The sequence below is a fragment of the Desulfosporomusa polytropa genome, from assembly GCF_055380075.1.
The window spans coordinates 858,757-881,611 of the sequence record NZ_AP042400.1 but is presented as its reverse complement, the minus strand read 5'-3'; the positions used below and the strand labels follow the sequence as shown (position 1 = coordinate 881,611).

28 protein-coding genes are annotated in these 22,855 nt (G+C 39.8%); all 28 read right to left on the bottom strand.

Going from position 1 to position 22,855, the window contains the following annotated elements:
* Nucleotides 1-26: 26 nt before the first annotated feature.
* The gene (locus ACZ449_RS05945; RefSeq protein WP_021167616.1) at nt 27-200 is read right to left on the bottom strand and encodes a DUF362 domain-containing protein; all 174 of its coding nucleotides are present in this window, start codon (nt 198-200) and stop codon (nt 27-29) included.
* A 3-nt stretch (nt 201-203) separates the two neighbouring features.
* A complete protein-coding gene (locus tag ACZ449_RS05940) occupies nt 204-407 on the bottom strand; it encodes a hypothetical protein (RefSeq protein WP_464260131.1) in 204 nt (67 codons plus the stop codon).
* A 1-nt stretch (nt 408) separates the two neighbouring features.
* Nucleotides 409-969 carry a ribosome recycling factor gene (gene frr / locus ACZ449_RS05935; protein WP_464260130.1) on the bottom strand — a complete coding sequence of 187 codons (561 nt, stop codon included), beginning with the start codon at nt 967-969 and terminating at the stop codon, nt 409-411.
* On the bottom strand, nt 966-1,694 hold the full coding sequence (gene pyrH, locus ACZ449_RS05930; RefSeq protein WP_464260129.1) for a UMP kinase: 729 nt from the start codon (nt 1,692-1,694) through the stop codon (nt 966-968). Before pyrH ends, frr begins: the two co-directional genes overlap by 4 nt.
* A 187-nt stretch (nt 1,695-1,881) precedes the next feature.
* A complete protein-coding gene (tsf, locus tag ACZ449_RS05925; RefSeq protein ID WP_464260128.1) occupies nt 1,882-2,529 on the bottom strand; it encodes a translation elongation factor Ts in 648 nt (215 codons plus the stop codon).
* A 72-nt stretch (nt 2,530-2,601) separates the two neighbouring features.
* Entirely contained in the window at nt 2,602-3,300 is a 699-nt protein-coding gene (gene rpsB, locus ACZ449_RS05920; protein WP_464260127.1) for a 30S ribosomal protein S2, read from the bottom strand.
* A gap of 174 nt (nt 3,301-3,474) precedes the next feature.
* Nucleotides 3,475-4,041: a DUF6115 domain-containing protein gene (locus ACZ449_RS05915; RefSeq protein WP_464260126.1), complete on the bottom strand. Its 567-nt coding sequence runs from the start codon at nt 4,039-4,041 to the stop codon at nt 3,475-3,477.
* 19 nt (nt 4,042-4,060) lie between these two features.
* Entirely contained in the window at nt 4,061-4,408 is a 348-nt protein-coding gene (locus ACZ449_RS05910; protein WP_464260125.1) for a hypothetical protein, read from the bottom strand.
* 45 nt (nt 4,409-4,453) lie between these two features.
* Nucleotides 4,454-6,076 (bottom strand): DUF342 domain-containing protein, encoded by a 1,623-nt coding sequence (locus tag ACZ449_RS05905; protein WP_464260124.1) that lies wholly within the window; start codon nt 6,074-6,076, stop codon nt 4,454-4,456.
* A gap of 42 nt (nt 6,077-6,118) precedes the next feature.
* Nucleotides 6,119-6,880: a FliA/WhiG family RNA polymerase sigma factor gene (locus tag ACZ449_RS05900; RefSeq protein WP_464260123.1), complete on the bottom strand. Its 762-nt coding sequence runs from the start codon at nt 6,878-6,880 to the stop codon at nt 6,119-6,121.
* Between the two features lie 18 nt (nt 6,881-6,898).
* Entirely contained in the window at nt 6,899-7,222 is a 324-nt protein-coding gene (locus ACZ449_RS05895; protein WP_464260122.1) for a hypothetical protein, read from the bottom strand.
* Between the two features lie 15 nt (nt 7,223-7,237).
* Nucleotides 7,238-7,723: a chemotaxis protein CheD gene (locus ACZ449_RS05890; RefSeq protein WP_464260121.1), complete on the bottom strand. Its 486-nt coding sequence runs from the start codon at nt 7,721-7,723 to the stop codon at nt 7,238-7,240.
* Nucleotides 7,723-8,343, bottom strand: a complete 621-nt coding sequence (locus tag ACZ449_RS05885) for a chemotaxis protein CheC (RefSeq protein ID WP_464260120.1) — start codon at nt 8,341-8,343, stop codon at nt 7,723-7,725. The genes ACZ449_RS05890 and ACZ449_RS05885 overlap by 1 nt, the downstream gene beginning before the upstream one ends.
* Before the next feature lie 30 nt (nt 8,344-8,373).
* A complete protein-coding gene (locus tag ACZ449_RS05880; protein ID WP_464260119.1) occupies nt 8,374-8,838 on the bottom strand; it encodes a chemotaxis protein CheW in 465 nt (154 codons plus the stop codon).
* Between the two features lie 18 nt (nt 8,839-8,856).
* Nucleotides 8,857-10,914, bottom strand: coding sequence for a chemotaxis protein CheW (locus tag ACZ449_RS05875; RefSeq protein ID WP_464260118.1), 2,058 nt, complete (start codon nt 10,912-10,914; stop codon nt 8,857-8,859).
* Nucleotides 10,915-10,939: 25 nt separating this feature from the next.
* The gene (locus ACZ449_RS05870; protein ID WP_464260117.1) at nt 10,940-11,989 is read right to left on the bottom strand and encodes a protein-glutamate methylesterase/protein-glutamine glutaminase; all 1,050 of its coding nucleotides are present in this window, start codon (nt 11,987-11,989) and stop codon (nt 10,940-10,942) included.
* Nucleotides 11,990-12,011: 22 nt separating this feature from the next.
* Nucleotides 12,012-12,656, bottom strand: coding sequence for a flagellar brake protein (locus ACZ449_RS05865; protein ID WP_464261823.1), 645 nt, complete (start codon nt 12,654-12,656; stop codon nt 12,012-12,014).
* Nucleotides 12,657-12,701: 45 nt separating this feature from the next.
* Nucleotides 12,702-13,583, bottom strand: coding sequence for a MinD/ParA family protein (locus ACZ449_RS05860; RefSeq protein ID WP_464260116.1), 882 nt, complete (start codon nt 13,581-13,583; stop codon nt 12,702-12,704).
* Nucleotide 13,584: 1 nt separating this feature from the next.
* The gene (flhF, locus tag ACZ449_RS05855) at nt 13,585-14,673 is read right to left on the bottom strand and encodes a flagellar biosynthesis protein FlhF (RefSeq protein WP_464260115.1); all 1,089 of its coding nucleotides are present in this window, start codon (nt 14,671-14,673) and stop codon (nt 13,585-13,587) included.
* 1 nt (nt 14,674) lies between these two features.
* On the bottom strand, nt 14,675-16,744 hold the full coding sequence (flhA, locus tag ACZ449_RS05850) for a flagellar biosynthesis protein FlhA (protein WP_464260114.1): 2,070 nt from the start codon (nt 16,742-16,744) through the stop codon (nt 14,675-14,677).
* A 21-nt stretch (nt 16,745-16,765) separates the two neighbouring features.
* Complete coding sequence (gene flhB, locus ACZ449_RS05845) at nt 16,766-17,908, bottom strand: flagellar biosynthesis protein FlhB (RefSeq protein WP_464261822.1); 1,143 nt, start codon at nt 17,906-17,908, stop codon at nt 16,766-16,768.
* Nucleotides 17,859-18,644, bottom strand: coding sequence for a flagellar biosynthetic protein FliR (fliR, locus tag ACZ449_RS05840; protein WP_464260113.1), 786 nt, complete (start codon nt 18,642-18,644; stop codon nt 17,859-17,861). The genes flhB and fliR overlap by 50 nt, the downstream gene beginning before the upstream one ends.
* 40 nt (nt 18,645-18,684) lie before the next feature.
* Nucleotides 18,685-18,954 carry a flagellar biosynthesis protein FliQ gene (fliQ, locus tag ACZ449_RS05835; RefSeq protein WP_464260112.1) on the bottom strand — a complete coding sequence of 90 codons (270 nt, stop codon included), beginning with the start codon at nt 18,952-18,954 and terminating at the stop codon, nt 18,685-18,687.
* Nucleotides 18,955-18,966: 12 nt separating this feature from the next.
* Nucleotides 18,967-19,686, bottom strand: a complete 720-nt coding sequence (gene fliP / locus ACZ449_RS05830) for a flagellar type III secretion system pore protein FliP (RefSeq protein WP_464261821.1) — start codon at nt 19,684-19,686, stop codon at nt 18,967-18,969.
* Nucleotides 19,687-19,754: 68 nt separating this feature from the next.
* On the bottom strand, nt 19,755-20,327 hold the full coding sequence (gene fliO / locus ACZ449_RS05825) for a flagellar biosynthetic protein FliO (RefSeq protein ID WP_464260111.1): 573 nt from the start codon (nt 20,325-20,327) through the stop codon (nt 19,755-19,757).
* A gap of 17 nt (nt 20,328-20,344) precedes the next feature.
* On the bottom strand, nt 20,345-20,707 hold the full coding sequence (locus tag ACZ449_RS05820; protein WP_464260110.1) for a response regulator: 363 nt from the start codon (nt 20,705-20,707) through the stop codon (nt 20,345-20,347).
* 38 nt (nt 20,708-20,745) lie between these two features.
* A complete protein-coding gene (fliY, locus tag ACZ449_RS05815) occupies nt 20,746-21,858 on the bottom strand; it encodes a flagellar motor switch phosphatase FliY (protein WP_464260109.1) in 1,113 nt (370 codons plus the stop codon).
* Nucleotides 21,851-22,855, bottom strand: a complete 1,005-nt coding sequence (gene fliM, locus ACZ449_RS05810; protein ID WP_464260108.1) for a flagellar motor switch protein FliM — start codon at nt 22,853-22,855, stop codon at nt 21,851-21,853. The genes fliY and fliM overlap by 8 nt, the downstream gene beginning before the upstream one ends.

The window sequence follows — 22,855 nt, the reverse complement described above, 5'->3', positions numbered from 1 at the left end:
ACCCCCTCTTACGAGGGGGATTTAAATTACTCTGGAGCTACTATTGCACCCGTAGGGCAAGCTTCAGCACAAGAACCACACTCAACACACTCTTCAGCATCAATGCTGTAAATTGGTTCCCCTTCTTTAATAGCTTCAACCGGGCAGGTTGCAGCACAAGAACCACAAGCAACACACTCATCTGTAATTTTGTAAGCCATTTATTAAAACACCTCCTTTCCCATTTTAGCAGCAGCTACTAAATTCAAAATACCATCAGCATCTAATTGCTGCCTTATAACGTAAAGTGTATCTTCAAGTTGAAAGGTATTTCGCGATGGCTTCGTAATGCTAATGCTATATTTGCAATTTGCTTGTTCCAATCTGCTAATAACTTTAGCTAACGGTTGAGCAACTGTATCTAGCATATTACACTTCCATTATATCTTTTTCTTTTACAGCCATAATCTGATCTACTTCTTTAATATATCTATCTGTTAATTTTTGAATGTCATCTTGCGCTTTTTTTGTCTCATCTTCAGAGACTGTCTTGTCTTTTTCAAGCTTTTTTATTGTATCATTGGCATCGCGCCTAAGATTACGGATAGCCACTCTGCATTCTTCCGCTTTTTTATGTATAACTTTAACAATTTCCGAACGGCGTTCCTGGGTAAGTTGAGGAATATTTAGTCTAATGATAATACCATCATTTGTAGGCATTAATCCTAAATCCGATTTTTGGATAGCCTTATCAATGGCATTAAGCATTGTTTTTTCCCATGGCTGAATGACAATCATCCTCGGTTCAGGAACTGAAACATTGGCTACTTGATTAACGGGTGTTGGTGAACCATAATAATCAACCATAACCTTTTCTAGAAGTGAAGGAGTTGCCCTGCCAGCACGCAGACTACCATACTCTTTCCGTAGAACTTCTATTGCCTTCTTCATTTTGTCCTCCTGGACAGAATGAATTTCCTTAATTGTCATTTCTTTTCTCCCCCAACGATAGTTCCGATATCTTTGCCTAGCGCTGCTTGCAAGATATTGCCTGGCTCATCGATACTAAATACTACAATTGGAATTTTATTATCCATACATAACGAAGTAGCTGTAGAATCCATAACTCCTAATCCGCGCTGTAAAACCTCAATGTATTCAAGTTCTTTAAACTTCTTGGCATCAGGATTGTGACGTGGATCAGAATCATATACCCCGTCAGTGTTCTTTTTTGCCATCAAAATTGCATCTGCTTCAATTTCAGCCGCTCGTAGCGCAGCTGTCGTATCTGTTGAAAAATAAGGATTTCCCGTACCTGCGGCAAAAATAACTACGCGTCCTTTTTCCATATGGCGGATAGCCCGACGACGGATATAAGGCTCAGCAACCTGTTGCATATTAATAGCAGTCTGTACTCTTGAATCAACACCACAGTGTTCAAGTGCATCTTGCAACGCAAGTGCATTCATAACGGTTGCTAGCATTCCCATGTAGTCAGCAGTAGCACGATCCATTCCTTTTGCACTACCCGCAAGACCACGCCAGATATTCCCGCCACCAACAACAATGGCCACATCCAAGTTATTTGTTTTAACCTCTTTGATTTCTTTGGCAATAGAATCAACAACAACAGGATCGATACCATAGCCTTTATTACCAGCCAAAGCTTCACCACTTAATTTTAAGACAACGCGCTTATATTTACCAGCGACCAATAGGGAAACCTCCTTTGAAATTATATTTCTACAAACAGTGAATAAATCCTTTATTTCACAAAATATTTTTTTAAAGAAAACACAGCTTGCGCCGAGCCTTTAGGCGACAGCGGAAGTCGATGTTGCCCTTATCCAGGGAAAGTTACACTTTCCCTCTGGGAGAAAAAAGAGAACACTTAGTGTTCTCTTATTTATTAACAGCCGCCATTACTTCAGCTGCAAAATCGTTGGCCTTTTTCTCAATACCTTCACCTAATTGATATCTAGTGAAACGACGAACCGAAATATTTTCACCAATTTTTGATACTCGTTCGGTAATTAATTGAGTTATTGTTTTATCAGGATCTTTGATAAAAGCCTGCTCCAATAAACAATTTTCCTGATAGAATTTTTTCAAGCGACCCTCTATCATTTTTTCAACAATATTAGCCGGCTTACCTTCGTTCAGAGCCTGCGCCCGCAGAATTTCTCTTTCGTGGTTCAAAATTTCTTCAGGTACTTCTTCTCGCGCAACATAACCAGGATTAGCCGCAGCAATCTGCATGGCTATATCTCGTACTAATGATTTAAAATCCTCAGTTTTAGCAACAAAATCAGTTTCACAATTTACCTCAAGCAAAACTCCGATACGTCCAGCACCATGTATGTATGATTCAACAAGACCTTCCGAAGCTATACGGCTAGCCTTTTTGGCAGCAGCAGCCAAACCTTTTTCTCGTAACAAGTCAACAGACTTTTCCATATCACCATTAGTCTCGCTTAATGCCTTTTTGCAATCCATCATGCCGGCACCAGTACGTTCCCGTAGTTCTTTAACCATTCCTGCAGTTATCATTTAAAATCCTCCTAACTATTATTAAAGGTAAGAGGGCCGAAAACCCCTTACCTTTAATGTGCACATAATAGTTTACTCTGCCATCTGTTCGCCTTGGCGACCTTCCATGACAGCGTCGGCAACCTTTGCGGTAAGCAATTTAACAGCGCGAATAGCATCATCGTTACCAGGAATAACATAATCAATTTCATCAGGATCACAGTTAGTGTCAACAATCCCAACAATAGGAATACCTAAGTTACGAGCTTCTGCCACAGCAATGCGCTCTTTGCGAGGATCAATAATAAAAAGTGCGCCTGGCAATTTGTGCATATTTTTAATACCACCAAGGAATTTTTGTAACCGTTCCATTTCGTGGCGTAAAGTAATGACTTCTTTTTTAGGCAATACTTCAAACATACCTTTAGCTTCCAAATCTTCCAGTTCACGCAGTCTGTTAATGCGTTTTTGAATTGTTTGGAAGTTGGTCAACATACCACCTAGCCATCTTTCATTGACATAGAACATGTCACATCTGATAGCTTCATCTTTTACAGCTTCCTGAGCTTGCTTTTTAGTACCTACGAACAGCATCGTTTGTCCCTGAGCAGCTAAGTCACGCACAAAATTATACGCTTCTTCCACCTTTTTTACTGTTTTCTGTAGGTCAATAATGTAAATACCATTACGCTCCGTAAATATGTACGGAGCCATTTTGGGGTTCCATCTTCTGGTTTGGTGACCAAAATGTACACCTGCTTCCAAAAGCTGTTTCATAGAAATAACTGACATAAATACACCTCCTGTTAAATTACCGCCGCAACCCGCATCTTTTGCCTTCACCATTTTGGCACAGTAGCAAAATTAGATTGCGTGTGTGATACACCGAAAAATAGTATATCATAACTTTCCTCTGATAACAAGTCAAATTCTCATAATTTCTTACTATTTATTATATCAACTTCCTTATTTTTTATTCAATTGCAGTAGTAGCATAATCTCGCCCTTCCCCATACCTGTTGCTTTAGCAATTTCTGTCACAGTATAGCCCTGGTCAGCCATGGCAATAATGTGACGATATTTTTCAATATTTATTAATTCGGTATGTTGATTCTCATCAGCGTCAATCGTTAGTTCCGTAACAGGCTGAATCTCCTCAAGCGTAACATCATTTGCAGCATTTAGCACTGGTGTACTACTAATCTCTGCAGTATCTATTTCCGGTTGATTAACTACGTTAGGTTTTTCCTGCAACTCTACTAGCTGCGCAATAATTTTATTGGCATGCTCAACCTGGTGGCTAAGCATGCCAATTTTCGTCTCAGCTTCTTCAAGTAATAGCTCAAGTTGCGTAGTTTCTTCTTCCATGCGTCTAATAATGGAGTCTGCTGTTTGTTCGAGTTGCTGCGTAAATTCATTAGCTGGAGCAGACATACTCAATATAAACATCTTAATAATCATTTCTTTTTTATATATCGCTAAAAAACCCAAAAGAACTATCACAAGTAAAACAACAATAACGTTGGTAAGCAAAAATATCACCTCAGTAATACTACGTTTTAATATCAATAATATGTCCAAGTACCGGATCTGGCCTCGCAGTCTGTTTTGCCGAATCTTCTGATTCTAGAGAATCGTTGGATGCTACATTTCTATTTTGGCCAGGATCACTACCATTACGCTTATTGTTTTTTTCTTTTGTGTCATCGCGTTCAACCTTGCCGCCTTGGCCCTTTACTGCACCCTGAACCTGATGTTGGCGCAACTGGGCCGTTTTTTCCAGCTGTTCAGCAAATTGCTGTTGCTGAAGTGTACCTTGATGAGCAAGATTATTCTGCTGTATTCCAACTTCTGTCACCTTAGGAATAAGCACCTGCATATCAATTGGTCTGATACTCATTACATCACCATCCAACCATATAGTAAGCGGATTGGTAGTTACTCACTATTTATAAGAGCCTGATTTAATTTCTCCGTCTTCAGCATAAAACTTCACGAACTTAGCAGCGTCACGTACTGGCTTCACTAATGTACCGATAACTACTTTGACCCCAGGATGAACTGTATCAGCTACCTTAATATGCCCATAGCGCATTTCTTCTAAAGCTATTTCAATTTCTGCCAGTCTGTTGCGCATGGTCTCAGTTTGACCAATTAAATGAAACTGAGCTTTAGTCAATTTAAGCAACATTTCGTGTTTGTCAGGTGGCATTGTACTCTGATTCATCGCTCGTAATATATTTAAAGCCTTTTGCGCTTGTTCTAAGTCAAATTCAAGTTTTCTGATTTCTTTGCGTAATGTTTGGTATTCTTCCCGCAGTGCTGGATTTACACCAACCTCAATATCAGTATTAGTGGCAGAATGAGTACCAATCGTCTTTGCCCTAATTTCTTCACCTGCAGATATTTGTCCACCAACGATAAGTCCTCGCCGCTCTTCAACAATTACTCGTTTACCAGCACTAACTTTACTATGCAGAATAACATCACTGACAAAAACGTCTTTTGCTGCAAAAACTGTTGCATTTTCAATATATTTTGCAACAACATTCTCACTTGCTGTTATATATCCCTTATTCATCCCCTGAATCCCCATACGAACAGTGACATTCTTGCCTTCAACAATACCACCACTAACATTACCGGCAATCTCTACGTTTCCTGCGGCCTTAACCGTAAAACCAGTTTGGACTGATCCTTTTACAATTACACTACCGACAAATTCAATATTACCTGTTGATAAATCAACGTCTCCCTTCACTTCAATAAGGGGAATAACACTAATTTTTTTATTAACAATAACAATTTGACCAGCTTGGCCGGCGTATGCCTTCAATCCCTCTACGGCATAAACATTTTTACCTGTTGGCAATACTACATCTTTACCTGGTTTAGCCTGAACTTCATTCCCCAAAACGTCAATACCTGCCGTCCCTTGTGTCGCAGGTACCTTTTCTGCTAGCAATTCATCTTGCTGAACAACAGTGAACATATTAAGGTTTTTAAAATCGACCCTGCCATCATCTAACTCCACAGGTCGCCCTTTGCTTTCTAAATCAACAAGATATGTAATACTGGCATTAACACCATTGATCGGTTGTAAGCCTTTTGCACAAACGCTTGTGCTTCCTGGTCTGTTAATTGCTGTTTCAATTGCCAAGTTATCAATTCCATAAACGATACCAGCCTGTTTAATCTTATCCATAATCTCATCAATAGTTATAGACCGACAACCTTTAGGCATATTCACCTGTAAAGTGCTTTCCATTCTATCACGTGAGGTCAAAATCTGAATATCCGGTTCTGTTTCAACTGGTTTGTCAGCCACTTTAACTGGAGTTCCTAATGCTTCTTTTACAACTCGCACAAGCAAAGCATTCTCTGCTTTGCCAATACCGCTTATTGCTAACTGTTCGATTATTTGAGGTGCTTTTACAGCCTGTCCATCTCCTTGTGGGGGATACACAGCTAGATAGACGCTATTTTCATCTGTAGTAATATTAAAATATCCATCAAGTGAACTTACTTTGTCATCTGCCTGTTCTAGAAAACGTGCATCGTCACTCATACGAATTCTCCCATCACTAGTACTAACGACTAGATTAGATTATTAAATAAAACTTGATTTTAGTCTTGATAGCGCACCTCGCAACCGGAAAATAGCTTTAGTATGAAGTTGCGATATACGCGCCTCCGACAGTTTCAATATCAAGCTTATCTCTTTTAATGTTAGTCCTTCATAATAATAGAGACTAACCACTAAACGCTCCTTCTCTGGCAACTTATCGATACTCTTGGCTAACATATTTTTTACTTCTTGTTCTTCAATATGTTGGGCAGGATTCGGTGTATGCTGCGAAGCCGTCTCGTTTCTAGCAAATTCTTCAAGTGGAATAAGTGTACTGACATTTAGATGATTAATAAGCTTATAAAGTTCGCTAAGTGGAATTTTCATTGCCATAGCAATCTCTTCATCTTTTACCGAGCGTCCTAGTGCATGTTCTAACTTAGTAACTGTTTGTTCATATTGTCGTGCTTTTTGTCTAATGGTAGCCGGAACCCAATCTTGAGCTCGAAGTGAATCTAGAATAGCTCCCCTGATTCTGACAACTGCATAGGTTTCGAACTTAACTCCTCGATCAGCATCAAAGCGTTCAATGGATTCCATAAGGCCAAAAAAACCATTACTAATCAAATCATCTTTATCCACATGCTGAGGAAGACTAACTGCAACACGGGCTGCTACTAGTTTAACTAAAGGCAGATAATTCTCAATAAGTTTCTCCCGAATCTCCGGGTTCCTGCCATTACTATACTCTCGCCAAAGTTTGAGTGCGTTCGCAGCCTTCTGTTCAGCATTATTATCTGCCATTGGCGCTTCCCCCCGTCATTACTTTTGCGTTAGTGTTATATTCTCAAAATTCTCAGGATTCAGGGGTTCAAAATCTGTACCTGGCAGCTCATCCCCATGTTCGTCATCACCACTTACAATATCAACATTCATGCCCTTAGGCTCTACCTTGTCCAACTTTTCTTGGAAAAAACGCTCAGCAAATTGACCACAAACATATCCAAAAATTGCAAAAAGAACTAACGATACTAATGTCCGGTATGCCATGGCTGTTAGTGTAATACTATTCTGCGCACCCACCAATAAAGTTAAGCTGCTGGCAATAAGCGCCATATATAAACTAATCCGTAACTTTAGTGCCATCGTCCTTCCCCCAAATTATAATTCTTTTTCACCTTTATCAATAGTTTTGACTCGAAAAATACCATTATCTAGTTTTAACTCAACTGTACGTCCATAATTGCCACCAGTATCTTCAGCAAGTAATCTTATCTCCAGTTTCCTTAATACTAAACGTACAGCTTCTGCATTACGTTCACCTACCCGCATAATATCTGTAGCATTGGCAAAGGTAAACATTTGCGCTCCACCGGCAATCTTCGCAGTAATACGCGACTTGCTTGCACCTAGTTTTATTATATCACTAAGCATGGCTGGTAACGCTGTATCCGCAAATTTGGCGATATTCTCTGTTGAGCGAGCTTGTGTGCTGTCAGGTAACATAATATGGGCTAATCCACCAACCTTGGCAACCGAATCAAAAAGTGCAATACCGACACAAGATCCTAGACCATAACTAATCAAGCTATCGGGATTACGCCCGACCTTGTAATCAGCCATTCCCACTTTTATTAGCTCAGCCATTATTCCTTCACCCCAATTGCTGCCAGTATTGTACTGAGAGAACCAGGATCAGGAATAAGGAAAAAATGTCCCTTGACGCCATCATTCTCGGTAGTAAACTCTGTTTCGATTACCAATGCATGGTCGCCCATTTGGCCTAATTGACTCAATATAACACTTAATATGGCCCCAGCCATATCAATAGCTAATGCCGGAATAGACGGTAATAATGTCAGTTTAGTAAAATGGGAAAGCGCATTCAAATAAGCGCCTGCTAAAATATTACCAATCTCCATCAATGCTGACTCATCCATAGAATTAAGAAGTTGCGTTTCTCCTTGTTCACGCCCCATTAACATATCGACCAAATAAAAGGCACTATCCCGTGGAAGCAGAAATAAGATGCTCCCAGGTGCCAGACCAAAAACTCTAAGGTAAACACCTGCAACCATAGCATCCGGGCCGCCTACGACATCAGGTACTTCACCAAGAGGAAGAATTGATACTTCTGGTACTGTCATATCAATTTTGTTATTAATAATTTGAGATAACGCAGTTGCCGCATTGCCAGCGCCAACATTGCCTATTTCCCTCAAGGCGTCCAACTGCAATGGTGATAGTTTTAATATATCCTCAGACAAAGTTTGCCACCCCTTTGATATCTACGCCTTTTAGCTAGCCTTAACTTCTTGGCCGATACCAAGAATTGCATCTGCATTAAGCAATATTAAAAGTCGATTCTCTAATTTACCGATGCCACTTAAATAGTCGGCAGCAATACCACCTACAACGGTTTGCGGTGGTTCAATATTATTTTGGTCAATTGTCGTTACTTCAGACACTGCATCAACAATCATGCCAACATTTATATCTTCTACTTTTATAATAATAATTCGTGTATCATCGGTATACTCCTCCGGAGGTAAATTAAGCCTTTTCTTTAAATCAATAACAGGCAAAACACTACCTCGCAAATTCATTACACCTTTAATATAATCAGGAGAATGAGGCACTCGCGTAATCTCAGTTATTCGCTTGATCTCTTGAACTTGCAAAATAGTGACACCATACTCCTCGCGCCCTAATTTAAATACCACTAGTTGAATCTCATTACCAGAATATGTTAGTTCAGACATCTTTCATTCCTCCCATTCTTACTGCTTTAACGCCCCAACATCCAAAATAAGCGCAACTTGACCATTACCTAAGATAGTAGCACCAGCAATAGCCTTAATTCCAGCTAGTAATTTCCCCATAGATTTAATTACTATTTCTTGCTGCCCAATAAGTGTGTCTACAATTATCCCGGCACGATTTTCCCCTATATGAACAATTACTACAAATAGTTCTTCTTGATTTTGCTGGCAAGTATTAGAAACATTAAGCACCTTTGCCAGACGAACTATTGGAATGATTTGTCCCCTAAGTAGTATAGCTTCTTGATTTTGAATAGTTTTGATATCCTGGGAAGTAATATTAATGGTACTATCAATGGAGCCAAGAGGAATGGCATAAATCTCTTCAGACACTTTCACTAATAATGCCTGAATAATCGCCAACGTTAGTGGCAGCCGAATCTTAAACCTACTGCCCCCATCAATTTTTGTCTCAACATCTACCATGCCGCCTAATTCTTCAATTTTAGTTTTAACAGCATCCATGCCAACACCGCGTCCTGAAACATCTGTTACTGTGTCAGCAGTCGAGAAACCTGCTAAAAATACAAGTCGAACAGCTTCAGCCGGTTCAAGCTTATCAGCCTCAGCTTGCGTAATCATGCCCTTATCTACTGCCTTTTGTTTTATAATATCGGCATTGATACCTTTACCATCATCTTCAACCATAATAATAACATTATTACCTTCATGCCGCGCAATTAGACGAACTTCACCAACCGGATTTTTGCCTTTGGCCTGCCGTTCAGCCGGATGTTCGATACCATGATCAATCGAGTTTCTAAGAAGATGAACTAAAGGGTCACCTATTTCATCAATTACTGTGCGATCAAGCTCTGTTTCTTCGCCCTGAATGATGAGATTAATTTCCTTATTTAGCTCGCGAGACAAATCTCTAACCATTCGGGGAAAACGATTAAATACTTGACCAACAGGAACCATGCGAACTTTCATAACTACTGCCTGTAAATCTGTCGTTACCCGATCCATCTGCTCCATAGTTTCAATAAGATCAGGAAGTCTATGCGTTAAACCGATTTGTTCAAGCCGGGTCTTATTAATAACTAATTCCCCAACAAGATTAAGCAAACTATCCAGCTTATCAATATCCACTCTTACTGATTGGCCACTTTTATGTTTTTTATCATTATGTTCACTTGCAGCTTGTTTTGCCGGTTTGTCAATAGCAACCTTGTTATCCAGATTGCTGACAATTGGTTTTTCTGCTTGAATATCTGCAACTGCAGCTGATTTTTCAGTAATTTCCGGAATTATGACTGGAACAACATCTACTTTTTCAATTTCTGAAATACTGAGAACAGCTGCTTCAATATTTTCAGCGTCAGCGCTTGTCACAATACTAACTTGGAACGTGTTATCGAAGTTCTCTTTTTCCAATTCTTCAACAGTCGGGACACTCTTAATTACTTCGCCAAGTTCTTCTAATGCATTCATTACCATATACGCCCTAGCCGATTTAAGGAGACAGCCTAATCGCAAACTAACCTGAACTTCATAACACTCAAGTCCTTGCTTTCTTGCAGCTGTAACAACATTGATCTCCATATCATCAAGATCGGACGGTTCACCCGAACTAGCTTCAGTCTCTTGCGTCGTCGCAGTTTGCGCAGAGTGTTGCTCAGCTACCGAAGGCAGCTCACCTTTAGCAATAGCTGTAAGTTTGGCAATAAGCGGTTTAATCTCTATAGTTGTATCAGAATTTGAGGCTACACTTTCAACTAGTTGTTCTAATGTATCGACACACTTAAATAAAATATCAGTAATATCATCATTAGCTCGAAGTGTCCCTTTACGAAGCAAATCAAGAACGTTTTCCATCTCATGTGTAAGCTCGGCAATCGTTGTAAACCCCATAGTAGCAGACATACCTTTAATGGTATGCGCACTTCTAAATATTTCATCAAGCACAGTCAAGTTGCCAGGATCATTTTCAAGATCAAGCAAACAACTGTTCAAGGCTTGAAGGTGCTCACGCGATTCTTCTAAAAACATCCCCATATACTGATTGATATCCATTCATCTACACCCCCACATTTTATATTTACTGTTTAGCCAAAGCTCTGAGTATTTCAGCGGTTATACCAGTAATGGGCGCTACCCTATCAACTACACCTGCTTCAATAGCTGATTTAGGCATTCCAAACACAACTGCCGTTGATTGATCTTCAGCGATAGTCTGACCATTTTGACGTTTAATCGCTTGGATACCTATCGTGCCGTCATGACCCATACCGGTTAAAATAACACCTATTGCTCTACTACCAAAAATACGTGCTACTGCTTCGAATAGAGGATCTACTGCTGGTCTATGTCCACCGACGGGAGGGTTTTGATTAAGTTTAACAACTACTTTACCACCTTCTCTTTCAAGCAGCATATGATAATCTCCTGGTGCAATCAATACAAGACCTGGGCGCACAACATCATTATGTTCAGCTTCTTTCACGGTTACAGAAGATAGCGAGTTTAGCCGTTCCGCTAATGACTTGGTAAATCCTGGCGGCATATGCTGAACAATAACAATTCCACAGGGTATGCTGCCAGGAATTTTAGTTATAACCTCCTGTAACGCCCGCGGTCCACCTGTAGAAGTACCAATGGCAATAATGCGTTCTTCTGGTGCCCCAAAGGCAGGTGCATATGATTGTTTTAGCGCTGGCATAGTGGTAGTAATCTGCCTTTTTGTAAGCTGCAAGACATTCGCTCTAACTGCCGCCCGGCATTTAGTCAGAATTTCAGTTCGTATTTCCGCAATATTAGAGATAGGCCCTGCCGTTTTAGCAACAAAATCGACAGCACCTAATTCAAGCGCCCGCAAAGTAGCATTAGCACCAGCCTGCGTCAGGCTACTAATCATAACAACTGGTGTAGGGCACTCTGACATAATTGTTTCTAATGCCTTAAGACCATCCACAACAGGCATCTCAATATCAAGAGTAATTAAATCAGGTTTCAAACGGTTTGCTTTATCAATTGCATCTTTACCGTTACGTGCAGTATCAATCACAGAAAAATCAGCTTCCCCGGCAAATAAATCACCCAAAAGTTTACGCATAAACACAGAATCATCAACAATCAGCACTTTTATCATAAAATCACCACCAAAATCTTAGTTATTCCATGCCTTTACGTCGCTGTTCAAGCTGTTTTTTAAAAATAAACTTAATAATATTACCACGGTCTTTTTCACTAATTTCAATAAATCCCATTCCCACCCAGAATACCATACGATCATGTTGTGGCTGGAGTACTCTGATCACTTCACTTTTTAAGGTAAGGGAACCAATCTCTGGATAATGAATTGTAACAAGTAATTTAGTTCCAATAGCCCAGCGGTGGGTGGTAACAATTTGCACACCACCACCACTGATATCTTTTGTTGAAGCATTAATTATTGTATCATCAACCGTGTTTTCATCGGTAATCGCCCTAATTTGAACAGATAAAGCCGCATCAATCCTCACAAAAGCCCTTTGCTGAATTTTTTTTATATTATAGGGCAATGCAATCTTCCATACAGGCAATGGCTTCAACTGTTTGTCCAAGAAGGAACTAGTAAATTCAAAAGCCACGTGATTAACCACTGTTCGCCCGAAAAATATATCCCCCCGCTGCAATATGACTGGAAAACCCTTAGTCATTGGCATAGCTATCACCATACTATCAGTAGTCATGTCTTCAACGCGGCTGCGATATTGCTCAGCAAGCCCGCTTCGTTCAGGAACAATTACTTCAAGACGTTGATTAAGTTTAAAAATATTTTCTGGCTTAATGCTAATATCGACCCCTCCTTTTGAGGACTACTACATATATTCTAAAAACTTATAGAAAAATCCTTTTATCCCGCTTGGCTGATGTTGTACATTTTTTCCCTGAAGTACGCCCTGGGCAATATCTTCGATGCATCTCGACGATATTGCTTCAGGAAATGATATTAAAAGCGGTATTTGGCTTTTAACTGCTTTAACCAGATTACGATCCTCATAAATATAACCAAGATGCTCAATGGCCACATCGAGAAATCGCTGGGATACTCGCATTAATTTATCTACAACCATTTGGCCTTCATCACGATCTACAATACGATTAACTACCAGTTTGAGGGGTGCATTCCCTTTTTGCCCTGCATAGGCTTTCACCATCGCATAGGCATCTGTTATCGCGGTAGGCTCTGGTGTTGTAATAATAATAACTTCATCAGCAGCCATAACAAAATTCAAAACATTACGGCTAAGTCCGGCTCCTGTATCAATTAAAATAAAGTCAGCCCAATTATCAAATAAAGATATTTGGCTAACTATATAGTTTAAATGGGCATCGCTTAAATTAGCCAAATGATAAATTCCTGAACCGCCAGCCATAAACTTAATACCGCGCGGACCATCTGTGGCAATGTCGGTAATCTTCAAGCCATCTTCCAATAAATTAAGAATATTATAACTAGCTGAACAACCAAGAACCACTTCCACATTAGCCATCCCTAAGTCAGCATCAATTACCAATACCTTTTGGTTTAGTGCGGCTAATGCCAGCGCTAAGTTTACAGTAAAATTAGTCTTTCCGACACCGCCTTTACCACTAGTAATTGCAATTACCCGGCTTTTAGCACTTTGCTTAATAACCGCACTTGTCGGAATGGAAGAACCTAATGTCATTTGACGCAATTTCTCAGCTTGATCACTCATATTAATCCCTCAAAATCATATTTGCTAATTTAGTAGAGGTAATTAACTCAATATCATCTGGAACACTTTGTCCTGTGGTCATATATGATAAAGAGGTGGGGAAATGATATACCAAATTTAGAATGGTGCCCAAATTACTTGCTTCATCCACTTTTGTAAATAAAAATTTCTGAGGAGAGCAAATTGAAAATTTATTTACTATTTCTAAAGCATCACGATATTTTGTTGTAGTACTCAAAACAAGATGTGTTTCAATACACGGATCCACTGACAATAATGCCTGCAATTCCTCTAATTGACCATGATTGCCTGGACTACGTCCAGCAGTATCCACTAACACCAACTGCTTATCCTTATGGCGATAAATTGCATTCTTAAGCTCATCAGGAGAATACACAATTTCTATTGGTACACCAATGATATCACCATAAATTTTCAATTGTTCAACAGCAGCAATGCGATACGTATCTGCTGTTATCAAAGCTACCTTATAGCCCTCTTTTAATGCAAAATTTGCAGCTAACTTGGCAATAGTCGTAGTTTTTCCTACGCCTGTCGGCCCAATCAACGCTACCGTTTTACAGCTTGAAGGCAGTATAGTAATTCCATCAATTTTTTGGAAGCAATTGGTGATGCGATCAACTAAAAGTTTACGAGCAACCCCTTGATCACCACCGACAATAGCGTTGTCATCTGCCAATCCCTTAATTAGATTGGCGGCAATCACAGGTTCAATATCATTCTTAATTAATAAGTCCATAAGGGGCGAGGATTGTTTGTTGTTCTTAGGAAGTTGGCCTACCATTTGTTCTATCATTTTCCGCATAGACGACATTTCAAGCTGTAGCGTCGTTATTTTCGCATCGTCTACTATATTGGCTGCTAGCGGAGCAGCAATGATTGACTGCTTTTTGGGGGCAACAGTATCTATGGCTGCCATGACCTCTACCATCTCTTTGCCAAAAAAACCAAAAATCCCACCTTTTTTAAACCGGCGAGTATGCAAGATAACGGCATCTCGTCCTAAATCTTGTTTTACATGAGCCATTGCTTCTGCCATGTTGTGTGCTGTAAATAGTTTAACTTTCAACTTACAATTTCACCATCCCTAGTGCCTGCACTTCAGCTTTTGGATCCAATTCAGCATAGGATAAAACCGTTAAATTGGGCGCTACTCGTTCTGTAAGTTTGCGAAAATACAGCCTAGCTCCCGGATTTGTAAGAACTACTGGCTGATAACCCATATTAGTAAGCTTAGAAAGTTCATTTGTAAGACTAGTAATTACAGCTTGCACCATTTTTGGCTCTAATGCAACATATGAACCTTGTTCAGTTCGCTGCACTGAATTAACAATCGTATTTTCCAACTGCGGATCAACCGTTAAACAGGTTAACATATTATTATTTACAAATTGACGGGATATTTGGCGAGACAGTGCATGTCGAACATATTCGGTTAAAATCTCCGTATCTTTCGTTAATTGAGCATAATCAGCCACTGTCTCAAAAATTGTCACCAAATCTCTAATAGAAACTTTCTCACGCAGCAAATTCCCCAATATTTTTTGAATTTCGCCAATTGATAAGAGATTAGGGGTCAATTCCTCAACAACAGTTGCATTATTTTGTTTAACCGAATCAACCAAGGTTTGTACTTCCTGCCTTCCTAGAATCTCAGCAGCATGGCTCTTGATAATCTCAGTAAGATGTGTTGCCAAAACAGACACCGGGTCAACTACCGTATAACCTGCCAGCTCGGCTTGCTCACGATAAGTCTCTTGAATCCACAGCGCTGGCAGCCCAAAAGCCGGTTCTACAGTTTCAACTCCTGGCACTGATTCAAAAGCTGCACCTGAATCCATGGCTAAAAAGTGATCTAACATTAATTCGCCTCTGGCAATTTCAATACCTTTTAATTTAATTACATAGATATTAGGTTTCAATTGAATATTATCGCGAATCCGGATTGTCGGAACAATCAGCCCAAGTTCTAATGCGCATTGACGGCGAATCATAACCACTCGGTCTAATAAGTCACCGCCTTGGCTGACATCAACAAGCGGAATAAGACTATAACCAATCTCCAATTCCATTGGATCAACTTGCAGCAATGCAATGATATTTTCGGGTTTTCGGACCTCTTCTTTCTCAATTTCCTCTTGTTGAGACGCTTCCATCTGAACATCTGATTGTTGAGTTCTAATGAGGGTATAGCCGACGCCCCCAGTAATAGCACTGAGAGCAAAAAACGGAACGCCCGGCAACCCTGGAATTAAGCCTAAAATCAATAATACCCCGCTGGCAATAAAAAATATGCGGGGATTATTGATAATTTGACGGGTAAGATCTGAGCCTAAGTTAGAATCAGAAGCTGCTCTAGTTACCACAAGACCTGTAGCCGTAGATACTAATAACGCTGGTATCTGATTAACCAAACCTTCGCCTACTGTCAACAACGTATACGTCTGAAGTGCTTGCAGAACATCCAGGTTCCGCTGCACCATCCCAATAACAAAACCACCGACAATATTGATTACTATAATAATAATAGCAGCAATGGCATCGCCTTTAACAAATTTACTCGCACCATCCATTGCACCATAAAAATCAGCTTCCCGTTGAATATTTCTACGGCGCTCACGCGCATCTTTATCACTAATAAGCCCAGCATTAAGATCAGCATCAATACTCATTTGCTTACCAGGCATAGCATCCAAAGTAAAGCGGGCGGCAACTTCAGCAACACGTTCAGCGCCCTTAGTAATTACAATAAACTGAATGATAATCAAAATAACAAACACAATAAAACCAACTACCGCATTACCACCAACTACAAAATTACCGAAAGCGGCAATGACTTCGCCAGCATGTCCCTCAAGTAAAATAAGACGTGTAGACGATACATTAAGTGCCAATCGAAATAAGGTCGTAATTAACAGCAATGACGGAAATACAGAAAAATCTAAAGGCTCAATATTATAAATAGCCACCATTACAATAATCAAGGCTAATGTAATATTTAATGTCAATAATAAGTCAAGCAGCATTGTCGGTAGTGGAATAATCATCATTACTACAATTGTAATAATAGCAACCGCAACCATGACATCACTATATTTTTCTATGCCTGTAATCAAGGCAGATTCTCGACTAGTAGCCATCTATTCTATCGCTCCTTCAAGCTAGGACAAACGTTTCTTTAACCGATATACGTAAGCCAAGACTTCTGCAACCGCCTGATATAACTCATTAGGTATAACATTACCAACCTCTACCACAGGATATAATGCCCGGGCTAATGGTTTATTCTCAACAACAACAACTTTATTTTCTCGTGCTACTTGTTTGATCCGTTCAGCCAAAAAATCCTGACCTTTAGCCAGAACCACCGGAGCGGCCATACTTTTATCATACTTAAGGGCAATAGCTAAATGAGTAGGATTGGTAACAACCACATCAGCTTGAGGAATTTCTTGCATCATCCGCCGCATAGCCATAGCCCGCTGTTTTTCCCTGATTTTGCCTTTTATTTGCGGATCGCCTTCCGTTTGCTTCATTTCTTGTTTGACTTCTTCCTTAGACATCTTCAAACTTTGATTATGTTCCCACCATTGATACATATAATCAAATATTGCCAAAATCATCATAACTGCAATAATTTGAAAAGCCAGGTCAATAACCAACGATCCAACTAATTTAAGGGAGTCAATTAATTCCATGCTAATTAGTTTGGGAATATCACTTGTTTTAACAACGGCAAAACGATAAATAAAATAACCAATAACACCTACTTTAAAAAGAGCTTTGGCGAGTTCAACAAGTGATCTTTTTGAAAATAGTCGCTGAAAACCAGATAGTGGATTTACTTTACCAAAATCCGGCATTAACACTTCTGTTGAAAAAATTACTCCTACTTGCATAAAATTAATAACCACTGATATTACCATAATAACTAAGAGAATCGGCAAAACTGTTTTTGCCATAACGATTCCAATATTTAGAAATAATAACTGAATAGCATTAATCGTTAAATCGGTTGTCGCCAAACTAGATAAAATAGCTGTCGTGTAACTTGCTAATTCATTATATACACCAACACCTAACAAATTCAGCGTGTAAAAACCAGCCAAAATGACGAAAGCCGAACTAATCTCAGAGCTTTTGGCCACCTGCCCCTTTTGCTTAGCTTCCGATTTACGCTTAGGGGTAGCCTCTTCCGTTTTTTCACCATTAAACAACTGTAAATCAAAGTTAGTTAGCTTATATTGGCTATCGTTAACTGGGGGCGAAACTCTCCAAGAGGCGATACATATTATGAAAACCATCACTGAAAATCACCTCCAAAAATGCTATATAAACTGGCAACGCTAACGATAGTACAAAAATGCCGACAATAATTTTGCCCGGCATACCAACAACAAAAATATTCATTTGCGGCATGGTACGAGCCAAAATACCTAATGCTACATCGGTAAGCACCAATGCTACCAACACGGGCAAACTAATCTTAATTGCAATAATAAAAAGATCAACAACCATATCTACTGCAATATTAGCCATTTCCGGGCGAAACAATCCGTGGGTTACCGGGATACTTGTAAAACTGTAAACAATCGCTGATAAAAAAAGGTGATGACTATTACTGGTCAAAAACACTAATATTGCTAATATATATTTAAAATTACCAATAAGTGGTACCTGTTGACCGAATTGAGGATCGATAACATTAACCATTCCAAAACCGATTTGTGTATCAAGTAAGGTGCCTGACATCTGTATCCCATAAAAGATAAATGAACAAGCAAACCCCATGATCAAGCCAATCAAAAATTCACTAATAACGATCGCTATATAGGAGAGCAAAGCATCCGGGATAACAAGGTTTGGTTGAATTAATAGTGGTAACAAAATATAGGATATTAGTAATGACAACCCCGCCTTTACTAGTAATGGAACATTGCGAGCGCCAAAAATAGGAGCCGATGAAAAAACACCACTTATCCTTGCAAAGATCAGTAGGAAAAAGCCTAACTGATTTTGCAATAAAGTAAACAAATCCACTATTTGTTACCACCTATCTATCAGTAAAACTAGCTCCCCATTAACGCACCATATTAGGCAGACTCATAAAAATTTCCCTGGTATAGCCCACCAATATACTAAGCATCCATGGACCAAAAACAAGTACAGCAACAAAAACAGCAATAATCTTGGGAATAAAAGCAAGTGACTGCTCTTGTATTTGGGTTGTCGCTTGGAATATGCTGACCGCAACACCGACAATCAGACCAAGAATGAGCATTGGGGCTGACACCATCATGACCATTGTTAAGGCATCGCGACCAACCTGGATAGCCATATCGCCAGACATAAGTGCCCCCCTCTACACAAAGCTACTGACTAATGATCGGATAATCAAATGCCAACCATCCACCAATATAAATAATAAAATTTTAAAAGGTAACGATATCATTACTGGCGGTAGCATCATCATCCCCATCGCCATGAGGGTGCTAGCCACCACCATATCAATAACAATAAATGGAATATAAATCAAAAAACCTATTTGAAAAGCAGTTTTTAGTTCACTAATAATAAAAGCCGGAATTAATACTGATGTGGGAACATCTTCCGGTGCATTAGGTCGTGGCATCTCAGATAAATTTACAAATAAGGCTAAATCGTTTTCGCGAGTCTGTTTAAACATAAATTCCCGCATAGGTTTCACAGCCTCGGTCATCGCGGTTTGCTGATCCATTGTCCCCGCCAGCATCGGTTGAAAAGCATTTTGGTTCACCTGATCAAAGTAGGGGGACATCGTATAAAAAGTTAAGAACAGTGAAAGCCCTACTATAACCTGATTAGGAGGCACATTTTGCGTTGCCAACGCGCTACGCAAAAATGATAATACTATAATTATGCGTGTGAAGGAAGTCATCATAATCAAAATAGACGGTGCCAGTGAAAGCACCGTTAACATTAACAGAACTTGCAGGCTAAGCGCAACATCCTGAGGACTATTTGCTTGTTCCACCCCAACATTGATATTGGGAATAGGTATTAAAGGTGCTGCTCCAGCTACAATGGGACAAGCTAATACCATAATTATAGTCAAAATCAAAACTTGGTATTGCCCTGATTTCACATAGTTAATCCTTTGAGACACTCTATTTACCTCTTCCTACTATCGGTATCATGCTCCTTCTCGCGAAATTCGAGAGTGTCGGAACTGAAAGCATCGGGGGATTTTTTTTGCATTTTTCTGAGCAAACCAAGTTGACGCTGAAAAACACTACTAAATTGTTCCGGAGGCATAACGATATTTTGAGTGGCCTTAAGCTGTTCAATATCTGATAGAGAGGTTATCTCATTGAGCATCGTAATATTCTGCTCGGTTACTCCTAATACCATAAACTTGCCGGCTATCTCAATTACATAGATAGCGCGGTTAGGCCCCAAAGATAGGGTAGCATAAATCTTACCACTTCCAAATCCTCCACCGCTAGTCAGTCTTTGTCCTAAGAACCGCGAAGTAAGATAAGCAAGACCAAGAACCAATAAAAATGTTAATAGTAATGATAAAATATATCCACTGGTTGCAAACCAAGATGACGTTGCTGGTTGAGGCTCCTGATATTTTAAATACTCGCCCGTTTCCGCAGCCGCCAACACCTGACCTGTAAACAAAGATAAACAAACAAGAAAAATTAGAATACCGCCGCTAACGCGCCAATTACTAAGCATCTATCAATTTCACCTGACTAACCAACTGCTTTGCGGACAGCTTCCAGAACACGGTCAGGTTGAAAAGGCTTAACAATAAAATCGCGAGCTCCTGATTGAATTGCTTCAATAACCATCGCCTGTTGTCCCATTGCGCTACACATAATTACTTTTGCGCTAGCGTCTATTTTTTTAATTTCTTTTACGGCGGCAATTCCATCCATCTCTGGCATAGTAATATCCATAGTGGTCAAATCCGGTTTAAGTTCCTGATATTTTTCTACCGCTTTGAGCCCATTTTCCGCTTCGCCTACTACATCATACCCATTTTTAGATAAAATATCTTTAATCATCATTCTCATAAAAGCGGCATCATCAACAATTAAAACTTTAATGGCCATTAAATTTATCTCCCCTATCTCAAAAAAATTTGGAATTACTACTGAAGATGGCTAGCCCGCTCCAACGGAGTTATTATATCGGTAATCCGTACGCCAAAGTTTTCATCAATTACTACAACCTCACCTTTGGCAATCAGTTTACCATTAACCAAAATATCTACCGGTTCACCTGCAAGCTTATCCAATTCTACCACTGATCCTGGAGTCAATTCCAGAATATCGCGAATTAGTTTGCGAGTTCGCCCAAGTTCAACCGTAATCTGGAGCGGCACATCCATAATAAGGCCAATATTGGTATCTACACCAGGTATGCCTGCCGCTTTTAAAGGAGCAAACTGCACTGGCTGTACAGCAACATTTTGCACTTGTTGCTGCTTAGGCTGGGATGCTGGTTGAGCGGCATATACAGGAGCCGGTTGCGGTTCAGCTACTGGCTTAGGAGAAGCGGCAGGCTGTGGTGCTGACGCCGCAGGCTGTTGTACAGCATTCAACAGATTTTCGACCATTTCCTTAGCTATATTAATAGGTAATATTTGCATAAGCTCGCTGTCAATAAGATCCTCTACCTCCATCCGGAAAGAGATACGTACTAACGAATCATCACCTGAAACAATACTATCAATATTAGGATCTACTGCGAAATCCAACAGATTGACTTTCGGTGGTGCAATATCTACCTTTTTCTTAAACATCGTCGATATGGAGGTTGCCGTTGAACCCATCATCTGATTCATCGCTTCGCTAACAGCACTCATATAGAGTTCATTGAGTTCTGTTTGCGGATTTGTGCCATCTCCACCCATCATTAAGTCAGCAATAATTAATGCATCCTGCTCACGTACTGCTAAAATATTAGTACCTAATAGACCTTGCGTGTACCCAACTTCAATAACTAAATAGGGTAACGGATATTGGCGTTTAATCTCATTTAAGCTAGTTATCGAAACCTTCGGTGTAGTAATTGATACTCGCCTACCTAAAAGCACTGACATTGTCGTGGCCGCAGTACCCATAGATATATTACCAATCTCACCTAAAGCATCTTTTTCAATGTCGGATAAATCTTGCCCTGCCGGAGATGGCGAGGCTGCAACCGGTTCGCCTCTTAGCAAAGCGTCTATTTCTTCCTGGGACAGGAATCCATCACTCATTATCATCATCTCCTTGGGAAATTACTTGCGTTATTTGTATTGCATTTCTATTAGAAATAAGTCCCGGTTTACACTTAAATTTTTCTCGGCTGCCAACAAGTATACTTAAATCACTTTCTGCTTTCGTTTCCAATTGCAGTACATCACCCACTCCTAAATCCAATAGTTCATGGACAGTAACAGTAGCTCGTCCAAGTTCAACAATAACAGGAATAAGCGTTCTCTCAATTTTTCGTTTTAATACATTCACCGTTTCCGGTGAAGCTTGCTTAGCTGCTGCCGACGACACCCAGAATGTTGTCGTCAATTTTGACATAATTGGTTCAAGTACCAAATACGGAATACAGATATTCATCAGACCTTCGGCTTGGCCAATCTTAGCTTGAAGGGTAATGAGTACTACCATATCATTAGGAGGAACAATCTGTGTAAACTGCGGGTTAGTCTCTAACGCCTCCATGCGTGGTTCAATCGCCAGAACCTGCTTCCAGGCTTCTTGCATGCTATCCATCGCTTTATTAATAACTTTTCGGATAATCGCTTCCTCAATATCAGTCAACGAACGTGGCTTAGCAGGTGGTAAACCTGGACCGCCAAATAATCGATCAATAATTGCCAGTACAATATTAGGATTTATCTCTAATATTGCGTTTCCTTTAAGTGGTCGCATCTGAAAAATACTAATAACGCTGGGGTTTGGCATTGACCGGATAAACTCCTCATATGTCAGTTGGTCAACAGAGGCCACATCAATATGAATAAGTGTCCGAAGATGCGCTGATAGGTACGTATTAAGCAAGCGCGCAAAATTTTCATGAAGCATATACAGAGTACGAATTTGATCCTTTGAAAATTTATCTGGGCGTTTAAAGTCATATATTTTGATTTTACGTTGTTTTTCTTCGGTTTTTATTTCTTCAGCAGTTACAACGCCGGTAGATAAAGCTGACAAAAGTTCGTCAATTTCAGATTGTGATAAAACATCGGGTCCTGCCAA

Excerpts from the sequence above, each read along its gene's own strand:
- ACZ449_RS05900 (WP_464260123.1), bottom strand. The coding sequence starts at position 6,880 with ATGGCAGATAATAATGCTGAACAGAAGGCTGCGAACGCACTCAAACTT.
- ACZ449_RS05910 (WP_464260125.1), bottom strand. The coding sequence starts at position 4,408 with ATGAGTATCAGACCAATTGATATGCAGGTGCTTATTCCTAAGGTGACA.
- ACZ449_RS05860 (WP_464260116.1), bottom strand. The coding sequence starts at position 13,583 with ATGAGTGATCAAGCTGAGAAATTGCGTCAAATGACATTAGGTTCTTCC.
- ACZ449_RS05875 (WP_464260118.1), bottom strand. The coding sequence starts at position 10,914 with ATGGATATCAATCAGTATATGGGGATGTTTTTAGAAGAATCGCGTGAG.
- ACZ449_RS05890 (WP_464260121.1), bottom strand. The coding sequence starts at position 7,723 with ATGGCTGAGCTAATAAAAGTGGGAATGGCTGATTACAAGGTCGGGCGT.
- ACZ449_RS05895 (WP_464260122.1), bottom strand. The coding sequence starts at position 7,222 with ATGGCACTAAAGTTACGGATTAGTTTATATATGGCGCTTATTGCCAGC.
- frr (WP_464260130.1), bottom strand. The coding sequence starts at position 969 with ATGACAATTAAGGAAATTCATTCTGTCCAGGAGGACAAAATGAAGAAG.
- fliP (WP_464261821.1), bottom strand. The coding sequence starts at position 19,686 with ATGGTATTAGCTTGTCCCATTGTAGCTGGAGCAGCACCTTTAATACCT.
- ACZ449_RS05880 (WP_464260119.1), bottom strand. The coding sequence starts at position 8,838 with ATGTCTGAACTAACATATTCTGGTAATGAGATTCAACTAGTGGTATTT.
- flhA (WP_464260114.1), bottom strand. The coding sequence starts at position 16,744 with ATGGCTACTAGTCGAGAATCTGCCTTGATTACAGGCATAGAAAAATAT.
- flhB (WP_464261822.1), bottom strand. The coding sequence starts at position 17,908 with ATGGTTTTCATAATATGTATCGCCTCTTGGAGAGTTTCGCCCCCAGTT.
- rpsB (WP_464260127.1), bottom strand. The coding sequence starts at position 3,300 with ATGTCAGTTATTTCTATGAAACAGCTTTTGGAAGCAGGTGTACATTTT.
- fliY (WP_464260109.1), bottom strand. The coding sequence starts at position 21,858 with ATGAGTGATGGATTCCTGTCCCAGGAAGAAATAGACGCTTTGCTAAGA.
- ACZ449_RS05820 (WP_464260110.1), bottom strand. The coding sequence starts at position 20,707 with ATGGCCATTAAAGTTTTAATTGTTGATGATGCCGCTTTTATGAGAATG.
- ACZ449_RS05905 (WP_464260124.1), bottom strand. The coding sequence starts at position 6,076 with ATGAGTGACGATGCACGTTTTCTAGAACAGGCAGATGACAAAGTAAGT.
- tsf (WP_464260128.1), bottom strand. The coding sequence starts at position 2,529 with ATGATAACTGCAGGAATGGTTAAAGAACTACGGGAACGTACTGGTGCC.
- fliQ (WP_464260112.1), bottom strand. The coding sequence starts at position 18,954 with ATGTCTGGCGATATGGCTATCCAGGTTGGTCGCGATGCCTTAACAATG.
- ACZ449_RS05940 (WP_464260131.1), bottom strand. The coding sequence starts at position 407 with ATGCTAGATACAGTTGCTCAACCGTTAGCTAAAGTTATTAGCAGATTG.
- ACZ449_RS05870 (WP_464260117.1), bottom strand. The coding sequence starts at position 11,989 with ATGATAAAAGTGCTGATTGTTGATGATTCTGTGTTTATGCGTAAACTT.
- fliO (WP_464260111.1), bottom strand. The coding sequence starts at position 20,327 with ATGCTTAGTAATTGGCGCGTTAGCGGCGGTATTCTAATTTTTCTTGTT.
- ACZ449_RS05945 (WP_021167616.1), bottom strand. The coding sequence starts at position 200 with ATGGCTTACAAAATTACAGATGAGTGTGTTGCTTGTGGTTCTTGTGCT.